Source organism: Kitasatospora sp. NPDC004240, assembly GCF_053603215.1.
The window spans coordinates 20,584-35,250 of the sequence record NZ_JBSGFD010000036.1; the positions used below are offsets into that span (position 1 = coordinate 20,584).

Below are 14,667 nucleotides of genomic sequence, written 5' to 3' on the forward strand. Positions count from 1 at the left end.
TCAACCGTCAGAGTGTGGACGTCCGAGGCCCGACGGGGTGGTCAGGCGCGCCGGTTCGCCGATGTGCGGGGCACCCGGACGGCGCGGGAGGGCGGGACGCGGGAGGACGGGACGGGGAAGGCCTGGCCGGGCAGGCGGGTGAGGGCACGGCGGAGCTTCGCGCGGACACGGCGGGTCCTCCGGAACATGTGGGGGTGTGGGGGTCGAGGGGTGTGGGGGTTCGGTGGACGCGGTGCGGGCGGGGTTCCGCGGGGTGTCTGGTGGTCCACCGTCAGGCGTGTTACCAACTGGTAGGTAACCTCCTGGAAACCATCATGGGGCCGCTGCGGCGCCGTGTCCCCGGTCCGGATGACAGAGATTCCCGAGGTGGATTGTGACCACGTCCAACCCAGCCCCACCCGATCCGAAGGAAGGCGACCGGGAGGAGGGCGGCCCGGCGGCAGCACCCGGGCGGATGCCGCGGTTCGGCGGTGTCCCGGTCCACCGACGGCTGCTCGCCGCCATGCCCCACTTCGCCCCCGCGGTGATGACCCGCCTGGTCGAACAGCTCCCCGCCTACGGGGCGCTGCCCTCCGAGCAGTTGCGCGGCGAGGTCACCCGGGAGGTCGAGCGCGGCATCCGCGCCTTCACCGACATCCTGCGCACCGGCGAGATGCCCGGTGAGGCGGAACTCGCCAGGATCAGCGAGTCCTCGGCCCGGCGCGCCGACGAGGGCGTTCCGCTGGAGGCCGTCGTCGGTGCCTACCACTTCGCCGCGCAGGAGTGCGCCGCCCGGCTGTTCGCCACCGCACTCCCCGACGACCTCGCGGACGTACTGCAGGTGCACCACCAACTCCTCGGCTACCTGCGGCAGGTCAGCTGCGCGGTCGCCGCCGGGTACGTCCAGGAACGGCAGGCCGCCCTCGGTGACGACCAGGCCGCCCGTCAGGCCCTGCTGTCCCGCCTGCTGGAGGGCGGCGACCCGCGCCGGGCGGCCGACCGCGCCGGCATCCACCTGCCGCCCACCTACCTGGTCCTCGCCCTCACCGTCGCACCGCACCCCGACGAGCAGTTGCCCGGCGTCGACCACCACGTCGCCGCCCGCCGCAAACTGCGCCGCCTGCGCAACGAGCTCCAGCGCCGGACCACCGGCACCACCTTGACCGCCCTCACCACGAGCGGCGGCCTCGCCCTCATCCCCACCCAGACCCCGGCCACCGACCGGACCGCCCGCACCGGCCCCGCCGGGCCGGACCGCGAACACCTCGGCCGCCTCGTCGAGCACCTCACCCGGGTCTGCGGCTCCGACCTCCTCGTCGCCGCCACCACCGCCACACCGGACGACGTCGCCGGCGCCGCCCGGCTCGCCGGCGAACTCCGGGACATCGCCCAGGCGTCCGGCCGCCCACCCGGCCTGTACGTCCTCGACGACCTGCTGCTCGAATACCAGCTCAGCCGCCCCGGTCCCGCCCGCGACCACCTCGCCGCGCTCCTGAACCCCCTCACCACCCGCCCGGAACTCCTCGACACCCTGCGCACCTTCCTCGCCACCGGCCTCGACCGCCGGCTGGCCGCCGCCCGTCTCCACCTCCACCCCAACACCATCGACTACCGGCTGCGCAAGACCACCGAGCTCACCGGCCTCGACCCCACCCAGCGGGGCCACCAGTTCACCCTGCGCGCCGCGCTCACCGCCCACGACACCACCCGCCACACCACCGACGGCGCCGGCTGAGACCTGCCCGCGACGACCGGGCGCGCGATCGACCGGGGCACCTCCTGGACGCCGCCGGTCGCGCGGCCTTCGCCGTGATCCGCTGTGAGGCTCGTCACTGACCGGGCGTCACGGGCCGGCATGCGCGATCATGACCGGATGGACGCCCGTTTCCTCGGCATCGCCGAGCTGGCCGAACCCCCGTCCGTGGCGGTCGTGGTCGACGTCATGCGCGCTTACACGGTGGCCGCCTGGGCCTTCGCCCAGGGGGCGGAGAAGATCGTTCTCGCCGGATCGCTGGACGAGGCCCTGGCACTGAAGGCCCGTCACCCGGACTGGGCGGCGCTCAAGGACGGTCCGCCGGCACCCGGGTTCGACCTGGTCAACTCCCCCGGCCTGCTGCGGTCCGTCGACCTCGGCGGACGGACCGTCGTCCAGAAGACCACGGCGGGAACGGTCGGCGCCCTCGCGGTGCAGGGGGCGTCGCTGGTGCTGTGCGCCGGCTTCGTGGTGGCGGAGGCGACGGCCCGGGTCCTGCGGGCGCGCGGGTGCGACAGCGTCACGTTCGTGGTCACCGGCGAGGACGGGCGCGCCGATGAGGATCTGGCGTGCGCCCAGTACATCGCCGGGCGGGCGGCCGGGGCCGGGACGGACGCCGCCGGGTTCCTCCGCCGCGCCGGGCGGTCGCGTGCCGCCGCCGAACTGACGCAGGGGGTGCGGCAGGGAGCCCACCCCGATGACGTCGCGCTCTGCCTCGAACTCGACCGGTTCCCCTTCGCCATGGTGGCGACCGCGGAGGACTCGCTCATGGTCCTGCGTCCGTACGCCGCGCCCGATCCGGCCGACGGGGCCGCGAACCGATCGTGAGCGCGGGAGCCGGCCCGGACCTGCGGCGCCACACCGCGGGCGCATCCGCGGAGCTCCCGGGTGCCGTACGGGCCGGACGGCACGGACCACCCGGCCGGGATCAGAACCAGTGCAGGCAGTGCGGCGGGCGCTCGGCGCGGAAGAGGGCGTCGGCGAGGACGGCCGCACCCGGGTGGTGGGCCCGGATGTGTCCGGCGCGCACCAGCGTGCTCGGCGCGGTGCCGCCGAGGTAGATCGATCCCAGGTCGCCGATGTCCAGGGACAGGTCGGGCTCCCGGTCCGTCGGAACGCAGTCGGCCTTGCCGTCCCGGACGGTCAGCAGATGGCGGCCGCGCTCGCCGAGGAACGGGTCGTCGACGTCGAGCACGAGCTCCCCGTCCGCGAACCAGCCGCGCGCGGCCAGCGCACCCGGGACGTCCAGCAGCCGCACCCAGAGCCAGTCGGTCTCGCCGCTCACCTCGGCGGCGCGGAAGTCCTCGAACCGCCAGCGCAGCGGGTGCCCCGTCGGGACGTGCTTGAGCACGACCCGGGAGACCAGGTCGTGGTCGAGCACGAACCGGACGAGGGCCGCGTGGACGGCGTCGTCGGCGGCGATGGTCTCGTCGACGGTCAGGGTCCCGGGCTCGCCGAGCGAGTAGCTGGCGTACCCGTCCGGGACGCCGTCGGCATCCCGGTGGACGGCGATGTACCGCGGCACCGGGGAGACCGGAGGCTGTCCGGCCCCCGTGGACCACCAGCGGTGCGGCCGGGACAGCGCGCCGGGCTGGGCGCGGCGGTACCGGTCGTAGACCGCCTCCATGATCCCGACGCAGTCGGCGCTCCGCAGGACCTCGATCGAGCCGTCGTCCGGCCCGGCCGCCGCGGTGTCGGTCGCCCCACGCGCCCGGGGACGGGCGAGGGCCGCCCGGTGGCGCGGCACCGTCATCCGCGCCGTGTAGGTCGCCGGCCCGTACCCGAACCTGCGGTAGATCACGGCCTCGGAGGCCAGCAGCACCGAGAGGCACTCCCCGCGGGCCCGCAGCCCCGCCAGTTGATGCCGCATCAGCGCGGTCAGCACGCCCCGGCGCCGGTGCGAGGGCAGGACGCCGACCGCGGTGACCCCGGAGGTCGGGACGAGGGCCCCACCGGGCAGGGTCAGCTCGAAGGAGTACGCCCCGGCGGTGCCGACGGGCCGTCCGTCCGCCGTCACGGCGAACAGGTTGCGGTCCATCTCGTACGCCGACCAGGGGATCGGGTGGCGGCCGTCCTCCGTCAGGGTCTCCGGGAAGCGCGCGAACGCGGCGTGGAGGGTGTCGACGAAGACCTCAAGGTCCTGGTCGGTGGTGGGACGGATCTCCATCGCTGCCGCTGTCTCCCCTGCGTACCCGCGCCACCAGGCGTGGCGCCCCGCCACAGTGCAGCGTCACCGCACCGTCAGGTCAAGCGGATTACGGGCCGGAGCCCGGCCACCGGGGCGTCGCCCGGGCCTGCGGCACGCCGTTGTCGACCAGCCGCGCGACTGGGCCGAGCGCAAGGCGCGGGAGGTCGGACCGGCCGACTTCCCGCGCCCCCTGCCGTGCCGTCACCCGATCCCCGGATGCCGACCGCGGCGGGTCAGAACCACTCGGGACGGCAGTCCCCGGCGGTCCGGTCCAGACTGTCGAGCAGGTCGAACTGCGGCCCGGTCCGCGGGAGTTCCACACGGAAGAAGTACCGGGCCGCCTGCCGCTTGCCCTGGTGGAACGGGTCCGTGCCGTCGCCCAGCGCGAGGAACTGCTCCAGCCAGATCCAGGCCACCACCACATGGCCGACGGCCTCCAGGTAGGTCGTGGCATTGGCCAGCGCGGTCGCGGGATCGCCGGTCGACCACAGCCTCGCGGTGGTGTGCCCGATGCGGCCCGCGGCCCGCTCCAGGAGGGCGCCCAGCGCGGCCGCCTCCCCGCCGGCCGCCGCGGCACGGCCGACGGTCGCCGCGAGCGTCTCCAGCAGCAGCCGCAGCCCCGCACCGTCCGCCATGACGACCTTGCGGCCGAGCAGGTCCAGTCCGTGGATGCCGTGGGTGCCCTCGTGGATGGCGTTGAGCCGGTTGTCCCGGTAGAACTGCTCGACGTTGTACTCGCGGGTGTAGCCGTAGCCGCCGTGCACCTGGATGGCGAGGTCGTCGGCGGCCAGGCACCACTGCGAGGGCCAGCTCTTGGCGATCGGCGTCAGGACGTCGAGCAACAGCTCGGCCCGCGCCCGGGCGGACTCCTCCCCGGCGGTCCGCTGCTCGTCGAGCAGGCGGCCGCAGTACAGGCCGAGGGCGAGGGCGCCCTCCACGTAGCTCTTCTGCGCCAGCAGCATCCTGCGCACGTCCGCGTGCTCGATGATCGGGACCTGCGGGGCGTTCGGGTCCCGGTCCGTGAGCGGGCGGCCCTGCGGGCGGGTGCGGGCGTAGTCGAGGGCGTGCAGGTAGCCGGTGTAGCCGAGCGCCGTGGCGCCCTGACCCACGCCGACGCGGGCCTCGTTCATCATGTGGAACATCTGGGCGAGCCCGTGGTGCTCCTCGCCCACCAGGTGGCCCACCGCGCCGGCGGCGCCGCCCGGCGTGTGCCGGCCCTCGCCGAAGTTGAGCAGGGTGTTGGTGGTGCCGCGGTAGCCCATCTTGTGGTTGAGTCCGGCCGTCACCACGTCGTTGCGCTCCCCCACCGCGCCGTCCGGCCCGACCAGGTACTTGGGCACGACGAACAGCGAGATGCCCTTCACGCCCGCCGGACCGCCGGGGATCTTGGCGAGGACCAGGTGGACGATGTTCTCGCCGAGCTCGTGGTCACCGCCGGAGATCCACATCTTGGTGCCGGTGAGCCGGTAGGTGCCGTCGTCCTGCGGCACCGCCCGGGTGGTGATGTCGGCCAGCGAGGACCCTGCCTGGGGCTCCGACAGGCACATCGTGCCGAAGAACCGGCCCTCGACCATCGGGCGCACATAGGTGTCGATCTGCTCCCGACTCCCGTGCGCCTGGAGCAGGTTGGCGTTGCCGATGGTGAGGAGCGGGTACGCGGCGGTGCCGGCGTTGGCGGCCTGGAACCAGGCCATGCAGGCGTTGGCGACCACGGCGGGCAGCTGCTGCCCGCCGACCTCGTGGTCCATGGCGGCACCGATCAGACCGGCCTCGGCGAAGACCCGCAGCGCCGCCCCGACCTCCGGGATGACGTGCACCCGTTCCCCGTCGAAGCGGGGCTCCTCGGCGTCGTTCCTCTTGTTGTGCGGGGCGAAGTGCCGGGTCGCGATGGTCTCGCTGAGCTCCAGCACCGCGTCGAAGGTGTCCCGGTCGTGGTCGGCGTAGCGGGGGCGGCGGGTCAGCGCCGTGACGTCCAGCCAGTCGTGCAGCAGGAAGTCGAGGTCACGGCGGGAGAGCAGCAGGGAATCCATGGGCAGGGCGTCCGATCGGGGTGGGCGACGGAGGTACACGGTGGTGCGGTCGGGCTCCGGATACGTTCCCCCACCGGCCGCGTCATCACCACCCCCGCGGACTCCCTTGGGCCCGCGGGGCGACACCGTTCAGCCGCTCACGGACCCTGACCGGCACGCCGCGCCGGCTGCCAGGTCTACACGTCCTCGGCGAGGGCCGCCCCGACGGCGGCCTCGGCGTGCAGGCGGGCGGTGGGGAAGAGCGGGACGGGGCTGTCCTCGGCGCCGGCGAGCAGTTCGATCTCGGTGCAGCCGAGGATGACGCCCTCGGCCCCGGCGGCGACCAACCGCTCGATCACCCGCCGGTAGGCCGTCCGCGACTCCTCGCGGACGACGCCCTGGCAGAGTTCGTCGTAGATCACCCGGTGCACCAGGGCGCGGCCGTCCGCGTCGGGGACGAGGACCGTCAGGCCGTGGGCCTCCAACCGGCCCCGGTAGAAGTCCTGTTCCATGGTGAACGCCGTACCGAGCAGGCCGACGGTCCGCAGTCCGGTGGCGCGGACGGCCGCCGCGGTGGCGTCGGCGAGGTGCAGGAGCGGGACGGAGACCGCGGCCTCGACCTGGCCGGCCACCTTGTGCATGGTGTTGGTGCAGATGAGCAGGAGCTCGGCGCCGGCCGCCTCCAGCGAGCGCGCGGCGTCGGCGAGGAGTTCGCCGGCCTCGGCCCACCGGCCTTCCGCCTGGAGCCGTTCGACGGTGGCGAAGTCGACCGAGTAGAGCACCAGTCGGGCGGAGTGCAGGCCACCCAGCCGCTCACGGGTGAGCTGGTTGAGGTTGCGGTAGTACTCGGCGGTGGACTCCCAGCTCATGCCACCGATCAGCCCCAGGGTCTTCATGGCGAACATATAACCACATACGCGATGTGCAGTGACATCCATAAGTCAGGCTTTGATGCCGACCCCGTGCGGCCTGTCAGGGAACATCACCGGGGGCCGGTGCGCGGAACGCCTGGGCGAGGCGCTCGCCGAAGGCGTCCGGGTGGGTACTCAGACCGACGTGCCCGCCGGGGAAGTGCAACAGCGGCACGCCCAGGGTCTGCGCCAGCAACGCGGCCGGACGGTACGGCAGTTCACCGCGCGAGTCCTCCCCGACGGCGAGCACGAGCCGGTCCGTGAGCGATCGCAGCCGGTCGACGTCCGGGGTGTACGCCATGAAGGCCGGCACGATCCGCCCGAGGAAGTAGGGCAGACCGGCCATCGTCCGCTCGGTCCGCGCCGCCGCCTGCGGGGGAAGCGCGGTACCCGGGCCGGTGCCGGGCTGCGCAGCGGCGGCGACGGTGCCGCCCCTGCGCAGCCCCTCGCCGAACAGCGACATCGCCGGTCCGAGGCCCTCCGTGCGGAACACCTCCTGCACCCGGGCGAGCAGCACGCGGTGCTCGGGCGCGTCCGGCAGGACCTCCACGAGCGGCGGCTCGTGCGCGACGAGCCGCCGGACGCGGTCGGGGCGCACGGTGAGCAGGTGCAGCGCAGCGACGGCGCCCGAACTCGCGCCGAAGACGCGGGCGGGCTCCCCGGGCGACAGCAGGTCGAGGAGGCGCAGCGCGTCGTCCGCGTGTTCGGCCACGTGCTGCGCCGCACCGGGGTCGTCCAGGGTGCTGCGGGCCATGCCGCGCGGGTCGTACGTCGCCACGGTGCACTCGGCGGCCAGGCCGTCCGCCACGGCGTCGAAGGCGGCGGCGCCGCCCGTCCCGCCGGGTATCAGCAACAGGAGCGGGCCCTCACCGCGGACCTCGTAGTGCAGGGTGGCGCCGTCGACGCGCAGGTGGCCGGTGGTCGGGGTGCCGGTGGGCGTGCTCATTCGGAGTCTCCTTCTCGGGACGGGGGCCAGTGCTCCAGGAGGGTGTGCAGGGCGTCGAGCGCGCGCTCCCAGGACCGCTGCGGCGCTCGCGCGTGGCCGAACCCGCCGGTGGCCTCCAGGGCGACGAACCCGTGGAACGTGCTGCGCAGCAGTCGCACCGCGTCGGTGAGGTCGGGCTCGGCGAGGCCGTAGCCGCGCAGCATGCCGTAGGTCAGTTCGACGGCGCGCCGCGGGCCGGGCGCGTTCGCGGCCAGCTCGGGGTCGATCGGGACGGGGGTCTGGGTGGCGGCGTAGCGGCCGGGGTGCTCGTGGGCGTACTCCCGCCAGGCGTCGGCGAACGCGACCAGCGCGTCCCGGCCCGCCCGGCCGGCGGTGGCCTCCGCGATGCGGAGGGTCTTCTCGTCCGCCGCGAGCAGCGCGACCCTGCCCCTCAGCTCGTCCAGACCGCGGACGTGGGTGTAGAGGCTCGCGTCCTTCACGCCCAGGCGGCGCGCCACCTTCGCCATCGTGACGCCGGCGAGTCCGTCCTCGTCGGCCAGTTCGGCGGCCGCGAGGGTCACGCGCCCGGTCGTCAGTCCTGCCCGCACCATGCGGCCCTCCTATGGTCCTAGGGATCCTAGTTTTAACCTAGGATCCCTAGGATCGCAAGTGCCGGATCCGGGCGGAACCGCCGAGCGGGGTCGGATCCGACCTTCTCCGGCAAGGCAGTTGACGCCGCGCCGGGTCATGGTCTTCCATGGATGTCGTGTGGCCGCTCGGTCGCATGATCTTTGGGGGGACAGCACTCCGCCGCGCACGTGGTGGAGGACTGGGGAACCGACCCCGGAAGACATGCGGTTCGACGCGGCGTTTTCCGTCTTACGGGCGTGCACTCCCCCGACACTGTCCCCCCACCGACCGCGGGAGGACAGCAGTGGCATCGGACATCCAGACGCCGACGGACGGCCCGGGCGATGCGGCGCCCGGCGGACCGGCACCCGCCCCGGAACCGGCGGATCCCCATCGCCGCGTGTTCGAGCTGATCGCCCTCCTGCTGCTCCTGAGCGCCTGCGCCGCGATCTGCGTACTGGCCGACCTGGGCGTCCTCCAGGCGGCCGTCAGCTCCACGGGCATCCTGTTCGCCGCCTGGGAGGGATCGCAGCGCACCGGACGGCGATCGGACCGCAGGCGCCGCTGAGGCCGGGGACCGGCCGGCCACGCCGAGGGCGCGGGTTCGCGTGCCCGGCGCGGCCGGCCCCCGCCGTCAGCCGGGGTAGGTGAACTCGTCGACCGGGACGGCGGGCGACAGATAGCCGTTCACCAGCACCCTGACGTCGACGGTCTTGCTGAAGGGCGTACCGGACGACGGCGCCGTCGCGGTGATCCGGGTCGGCGAGACGTACGAGGACGCCGCGAGGTTCTTCCCGAAGTACACGGTGGGCTTGTCGGCGAATCCCACACCCGTGATGGTGACCGTCTGCCCGGTCTTCCCGTTGTCCGGGGAGATGCCGGTGACCAGGACGGGCTGCGGCCCGCCGTAGGCGAACTGCGCGGTCGGGACGGCCGGGGAGGTGCCCAGGTTCCCGGTGACCCTGACGTCGACGACGCCGACCCCCTCGGGCGCGGTCGCGATGATCCGGGTGTCGCCGAGGACCTTGCTCACGCACGGGACCGGACCGAAGTCGACCACGCAGTCCGGGCCGAATCCGCTCCCCGTGATGGTGATCTGCGTGCCCGCGGCACCCACATTGGGCCCGATGGCCTGTACGACCGGCCCGCCCGGCACCGGCGGCGCCTGGAGCAGGGCCAGGTAGGTGGCGTTGGCGTGCTGGTAGGCGACCTGGGCCAGGAAGTCCTCGGTCGAGCTCTTGACCACCGCGTGGTCGTGCGTCCCGTAGTCGGGGTTGAGGGAGGGCATCGCGTTGTTCGGCTGGACGTAGGCGTTGGGCCCGGCGAGGGCCTCGATCTCCGGGATCAGGACGTCCACGACGGCGGCGGGCGCGACCGGCCCGTAGGCGGCGGGGAACCACTTCTTGGCCGCGTCCAGGTCGGCCCAGGCCCGCGGCACGATGTCGTAGTTGTTGACGTAGGCCTGGTTGACGTTCCACGGCAAGGAGTTGAAGCGATCGGCGAAGTCCTTCAGACCGGCGGTGGGCGCGGCGAAGGTGATCACCCCGAACTGCGGCGCGAGGCCGCCCCAGTTCTGGGCCTGCAGGTACGGCGCGAGCACGGTGGCGACGCAGCCGCCCAGGCTGTGGCCGATCACGGTGACGGTCGCCCGCGCCGGAGCGTTCTCCAGCAGGAGGGTGAGCGCCCGCACGAGGTTGGCACCCGCCCCCGGGGACCCGTCCGTCATGCCGGCGACCTGGGTGAGCGCCGTCATGGCGCCCTTCGAGACGGACACCGGCGACGATCCGCCCACGGTGAAGGGGACGACCGTACCGACGTCGAGGTCCTCCAGGAGGTCGACCTCGTTGGCGATCGTCCCGCGCACCACCACGGCGAACGCGTTCGAGCCGGAGGTGTCCTTCGCGATGTACGCCATGTTGGCGTTGTCCGGACTCAGCGCGAGCCAGGCCAGCTGCCACGTGCCCTTCGTCGCCAGGGCGGGGTTGGTCAGCTGCCGCTCGATGCCGGTGGCGATGCGCAGCTTCTGGTCCGTCACGCTCTCCCCGGACGGGCGCGGGGTCGCCCCGGTCGCCGCAAGCGTGGCCAGGGTCATGGCCACCGCAGCCGTCGGCGCGGCCGAATCTACTGTCATGATCACTCCTTCGGGGCTCGTACGAGCACCCAACGAGCCGAATTGGTCGTATTCAACCTATTTTCGGAAGCGGGCGGGTGCGGTCACCCGGACCCGCCGGGCGCCGGATTTCAGGCCATCGGACCAGCGCCGGACCGGCCGGCCCACGAGGAGCGCCGCATCCGCGCCGCGCACCCGACACCCCCGATTCGACACTCCTCGTACACGGCCAGTCACCCACGGGGACGGTCCGACGCGCGCCGCCGGGCCGGAGATGGAAACCTTGCTGAAACTTGCAGAAAACACTTGACGCTCTTCACCGGATTCACAAAGCTGGCATCCAGGCAGAAGGTCCCGACCCCCACCCGACCCCGCGCCTGCCGGGCCCCGCGACGCCCCCACCCTCCGCGCCGCCGCCCCCGTCACCGGCCGCAACAGGCCCTTCGACCCGCCCGGCCGCCCCGCCGATCATCAGGCCCAGGAGTCGAGATGGCCCTCACGTCCACCCCCACCCCCACAGCCCCGTCGCCGCTGCCCGACATCACCTTCCACCGTCCGCCGAGCCCTCGGACGCCGGTGGCACGCCCGCTGCCCATGTGGCTCGTCACCATGCCGACCCTGACCACATCCGGCCGGACGAACGGAACGCAGAGCTTCGCCGTACGGGCCTCCGACAGGCAGCCCGCCATCGCGCTGGCGACCCTCGCCGCCGACACCGCCACCGCACGGCAGCGCCGGCGCGGCGCAGCGGTCGACGCCTCGGCCGCCGAGGTCACCCTGCACTCCTGACCCGCGCGACGATCCCGACAGGCCCCCGGGGGCGCGCCGACCCGGCGCTCCCCCGCTTCGGCATGCCCCGGCCCGCCCCCGCGCCCGGCCCGCCTCCACACCCCCCGGCCCGCCTCCACTCCGGCGCCGGGAGCAGACCCTTCCGGGTCGACGCGCGACCCGTGAGTTCGCTTACGCACTTCTCAACTCACCTCTAGGGAAGGCAAGTTGGAGCTTCCGAGGTTCTTGACGACCCGTCCGCCCGAGCCTAGGTTTGCGGCCGCACTCTGAAAGTTTCTGCAAGCTTTCATCCATGCTTCGTCTCCCGGCGTGAGCGCTTCCGCCTCCCGCCGTCTCCCGGTCCCCGCTCGCGGTAGCCCCGCCTGCGGGTGCCCCACCCTGGAGGAGTTCAGATGAGCAGCACCCCGCCGGCGTCGGCGGCACGTGCACCCGGAGGGCGCCGTACGGTCGCCGCCCTGACCGGCCTCGGCCTGACCCTGAGCCTGGCCGCCACCCTCGCCGCACCCGCCCAGCAGGCCGCCGCCGCGGCACCCGGCCGGGACGGCAAGAAGGTCACCGCCGTCCTCTTCGAGTGGAACTTCGACTCGATCGCCCGCGAGTGCACGCAGACCCTCGGCCCCAAGGGCTACGGCTACGTGCAGGTCTCCCCGCCGCAGGAGCGCATCCAGGGCGGCGCCTGGTGGACGGCGTACCAGCCGGTCGGCTATCGGATCACCGGCCCGCTCGGTGACCGCGGCGCGTTCCGGTCCATGGTGGACACCTGCCACGCCGCAGGCGTCGACGTGATCGTGGACGCGGTGATCAACCACATGACCTCGGGTTCGGGCACGGGCACCGGCGGCACCTCGTACACCAAGTACAGCTACCCCGGTTACTACCAGGACCAGGACTTCCACGGCTGCCGACGCCCCATCGGCACCAACTACGGGGACCGCTCCAACGTGCAGGACTGCGAGCTCGGCGACGCCGGCAACCCCTCACTCGCCGACCTGAACACCGGCAGCGACCACGTGCGCGGCACGATAGCCGGCTACCTGAACGACCTCCTCTCGCTCGGCGTCGACGGCTTCCGGGTGGACGCGGTGAAGCACATCGCGGCCGCCGACCTCTCGGCGATCCGCGCCAGACTCACCGAACCGGACGTGTACTGGGTGCAGGAGGCCATCTTCGGCGCGGGCGAGGCGGTCTCCCCCAGCGAGTACCTCGCCACCGGCGACGTCCAGGAGTTCCGCTACACCACCGATCTCAAGCGCGTCCTCACCAACGAGAAGCTCTCCTACCTGAAGAACTTCGGCGAGGCGTGGGGCTACATGCCCTCCGGCAGGTCCGGCGCGATGGTCACCAACCACGACACCGAGCGCAACGGCTCCAGCCTCAGCTACCGCGACGGCGCCGCGTACACGCTGGCACACGTCCTCATGCTGGCCCACCCGTACGGCAGCCCGTCGGTGCACTCCGGCTACGAGTTCTCCAACCGGGACGCCGGCGCCCCCAACGGCGGGCAGGTGAACGCCTGTTACAGCGACGGCTGGAAGTGCCAGCACGCCTGGCCGCAGATCGCCAACATGGTCGCCTTCCGCAACGCCGCGGGCGACACGCCCGTCACCAACTGGTGGGACGACGGCGACAACGCCATCGGCTTCGGCCGCGGCGACCGGGCGTACGTCGCGATCAACCGCGGCGGCGGCCCGGTCACCCGCACCTTCCAGACCTCGCTGCCCGCCGGCACCTACTGCGACGTCCAGCACGGCAACCCGACCACCGGCGGCGGCTGCACCGGCACCACCTACACCGTGGGCGCCGACGGGACGTTCACGGCCACCATCGGCTCCAACGACGCCGTCGCGCTCCACGTCGGCGGCGGCACCAGGCCACCCGGCGATCACACCGCCACCGTCTACTACAGCACCGACAAGGGCTGGCCGGCCTACAACATCCACTACCGCCCCGACGGCGGCGCCTGGACCACCGCGCCCGGCGTCCCCATGGAGGCGGCCTGCGCCGGCTGGGTCCGCCGGACCGTCGCCCTGGGCTCCGCCAGCGGCCTCAAGGCCGCCTTCAACAACGGCGCCGGCACCTGGGACAACAACAACGCGACCGACTACACCCTCGGGACCGGCGACATCACCGTGAAGGGCGGCGTCGTCGGCACCGGCAACCCCTGCGACACCCCGCCGACCGCGACCGGCGCCGCCTTCGCCGTGAACGCCACCACCGTGCCCGGCCAGAACATCCACGTCGTCGGCGGCATCGCGCAGCTCGGCAGCTGGGCGCCCTCGGGCGGCGTCAAGCTCGACCCCGCGGCGTACCCGGTCTGGAAGCTCGACCTGGAGCTGCCCGCCGGCACCACCTTCGCGTACAAGTACATCCGCAAGGACGCCGCCGGCAACGTCGTCTGGGAGTCCGGCGCCAACCGCACCGCCACCGTCCCGGCGAACGGGAAGGTCACCCTCAACGACACCTGGCGGAACTGACCCGCACCCCCGCACGCACCGCACCCGCCCGCCTGCCGGCCCCCCACCCGGCAGGCGGGCCCCGCCGCTCGGTGACGCCCCTCGGAGCCCTGCGCGCCACGGCGGCCGGGGAGATGACGCTGTGGGAGGGCTGGCGGCTGACCTGCCTGGTCGAGGTGGAGCCGGCGGCGGGGCGGGCACTGCCCGACCTGGTGGTCGCCACCGTCCGCCGAACCGCGCTGACCTCCGATTCGCCCGGACGACTCCGCGTCCCGGCCCCGAGGATCGTCGAGCCCGTCCTCGATCCCGGCGAGCCGTGGGCGGAGTCTCGCTGCTCTGCTGGCACTCACGCCGCCCCATCCGCAGTCCCCGACCGCCCTGGGCGAACTGGTGGAAGCGGCCCTGATCCGTCTGCCGGGCATCGGTCCGCGATCCCCGAAGACGGCCGGCGCCGCCGTCCACGCCCTGGCCCGACTCGGCGACGAGGACGCCTACGCCGAGCTCAGCCGGCTGACCGCCACCGTGAAGTACCGCCCGACCCGCAGGGCCGTCCTCGCGGCCCTCGCCACCTGGACTCCGTAGCGGCCCTGCACGACGCTCGGGGAGCCGGGGGCAGTGGCCGCCCCTCCGGGGAGCCGAAATCCGGTCGCGGCCGGGCCGGGCCGTCCGGGATGCTCGGATCATGCATGTGAGATTCGACGGGGTCACGCCGGTGCCACGGATGCTGCTGATCAGCGGGTTCCTGCTCCACCACGACTTCCAGGTCGAGATGGACCCGATGTTCGTCGCAGCGGGCGACCGGGTCTCGTACGAGGACGACGTGGTCGTGGTGACGCGCCCGACCGGTGAGCGGCGCGAGCACCCGGCCCGCGACAGCTACTGGATCTGCGGCGGTTAGGCCCGGCCGTACGGGGAGCCGG

General features: G+C 73.3%; 13 protein-coding genes. 7 read left to right on the forward strand and 6 right to left on the reverse strand.

What is annotated here, in order from left to right; translation table 11 throughout:
• Positions 1 to 454: 454 nt before the first annotated feature.
• Together ACWEQL_RS12535 and ACWEQL_RS12540 are read left to right on the forward strand one after the other, a co-directional pair.
• Entirely contained in the window at positions 455 to 1,714 is a 1,260-nt protein-coding gene (locus ACWEQL_RS12535; protein WP_452150196.1) for a PucR family transcriptional regulator, read from the forward strand.
• A 138-nt stretch (positions 1,715 to 1,852) separates the two neighbouring features.
• Entirely contained in the window at positions 1,853 to 2,560 is a 708-nt protein-coding gene (locus ACWEQL_RS12540; protein ID WP_452150197.1) for a 2-phosphosulfolactate phosphatase, read from the forward strand.
• Between the two features lie 100 nt (positions 2,561 to 2,660).
• On the opposite strand, the gene ACWEQL_RS12545 is transcribed toward ACWEQL_RS12540, so the two are convergent.
• The 5 genes from ACWEQL_RS12545 to ACWEQL_RS12565 form a co-directional block, all read right to left on the reverse strand.
• On the reverse strand, positions 2,661 to 3,899 hold the full coding sequence (locus ACWEQL_RS12545) for a GNAT family N-acetyltransferase (RefSeq protein WP_452150198.1): 1,239 nt from the start codon (positions 3,897 to 3,899) through the stop codon (positions 2,661 to 2,663).
• A 254-nt stretch (positions 3,900 to 4,153) separates the two neighbouring features.
• Positions 4,154 to 5,950, reverse strand: coding sequence for an acyl-CoA dehydrogenase (locus ACWEQL_RS12550; protein ID WP_452150199.1), 1,797 nt, complete (start codon positions 5,948 to 5,950; stop codon positions 4,154 to 4,156).
• Positions 5,951 to 6,126: 176 nt separating this feature from the next.
• Complete coding sequence (locus ACWEQL_RS12555) at positions 6,127 to 6,825, reverse strand: aspartate/glutamate racemase family protein (protein ID WP_452150231.1); 699 nt, start codon at positions 6,823 to 6,825, stop codon at positions 6,127 to 6,129.
• A gap of 76 nt (positions 6,826 to 6,901) precedes the next feature.
• On the reverse strand, positions 6,902 to 7,786 hold the full coding sequence (locus ACWEQL_RS12560; protein WP_452150200.1) for an alpha/beta fold hydrolase: 885 nt from the start codon (positions 7,784 to 7,786) through the stop codon (positions 6,902 to 6,904).
• Positions 7,783 to 8,376 (reverse strand): TetR/AcrR family transcriptional regulator, encoded by a 594-nt coding sequence (locus ACWEQL_RS12565; RefSeq protein ID WP_452150201.1) that lies wholly within the window; start codon positions 8,374 to 8,376, stop codon positions 7,783 to 7,785. Before ACWEQL_RS12565 ends, ACWEQL_RS12560 begins: the two co-directional genes overlap by 4 nt.
• A gap of 419 nt (positions 8,377 to 8,795) precedes the next feature.
• On the opposite strand from ACWEQL_RS12565, the gene ACWEQL_RS12570 reads away from it, so the two are divergent.
• The gene (locus ACWEQL_RS12570) at positions 8,796 to 8,963 is read left to right on the forward strand and encodes a hypothetical protein (RefSeq protein ID WP_452150202.1); all 168 of its coding nucleotides are present in this window, start codon (positions 8,796 to 8,798) and stop codon (positions 8,961 to 8,963) included.
• A 66-nt stretch (positions 8,964 to 9,029) separates the two neighbouring features.
• Here the strand turns inward: ACWEQL_RS12570 and ACWEQL_RS12575 are convergent, their stop codons facing one another.
• On the reverse strand, positions 9,030 to 10,526 hold the full coding sequence (locus ACWEQL_RS12575; RefSeq protein WP_452150203.1) for an IPT/TIG domain-containing protein: 1,497 nt from the start codon (positions 10,524 to 10,526) through the stop codon (positions 9,030 to 9,032).
• A gap of 468 nt (positions 10,527 to 10,994) precedes the next feature.
• On the opposite strand from ACWEQL_RS12575, the gene ACWEQL_RS12580 reads away from it, so the two are divergent.
• The 4 genes from ACWEQL_RS12580 to ACWEQL_RS12595 all read left to right on the forward strand — a co-directional run bounded on the left by ACWEQL_RS12580 (position 10,995) and on the right by ACWEQL_RS12595 (position 14,645).
• Positions 10,995 to 11,294, forward strand: coding sequence for a hypothetical protein (locus ACWEQL_RS12580; RefSeq protein ID WP_452150204.1), 300 nt, complete (start codon positions 10,995 to 10,997; stop codon positions 11,292 to 11,294).
• 392 nt (positions 11,295 to 11,686) lie between these two features.
• Positions 11,687 to 13,768, forward strand: coding sequence for a carbohydrate binding domain-containing protein (locus ACWEQL_RS12585; RefSeq protein WP_452150205.1), 2,082 nt, complete (start codon positions 11,687 to 11,689; stop codon positions 13,766 to 13,768).
• Positions 13,769 to 14,137: 369 nt separating this feature from the next.
• Positions 14,138 to 14,329 (forward strand): hypothetical protein, encoded by a 192-nt coding sequence (locus ACWEQL_RS12590; protein ID WP_452150206.1) that lies wholly within the window; start codon positions 14,138 to 14,140, stop codon positions 14,327 to 14,329.
• 100 nt (positions 14,330 to 14,429) lie between these two features.
• A complete protein-coding gene (locus tag ACWEQL_RS12595) occupies positions 14,430 to 14,645 on the forward strand; it encodes a hypothetical protein (protein WP_452150207.1) in 216 nt (71 codons plus the stop codon).
• Positions 14,646 to 14,667: the final 22 nt, after the last annotated feature.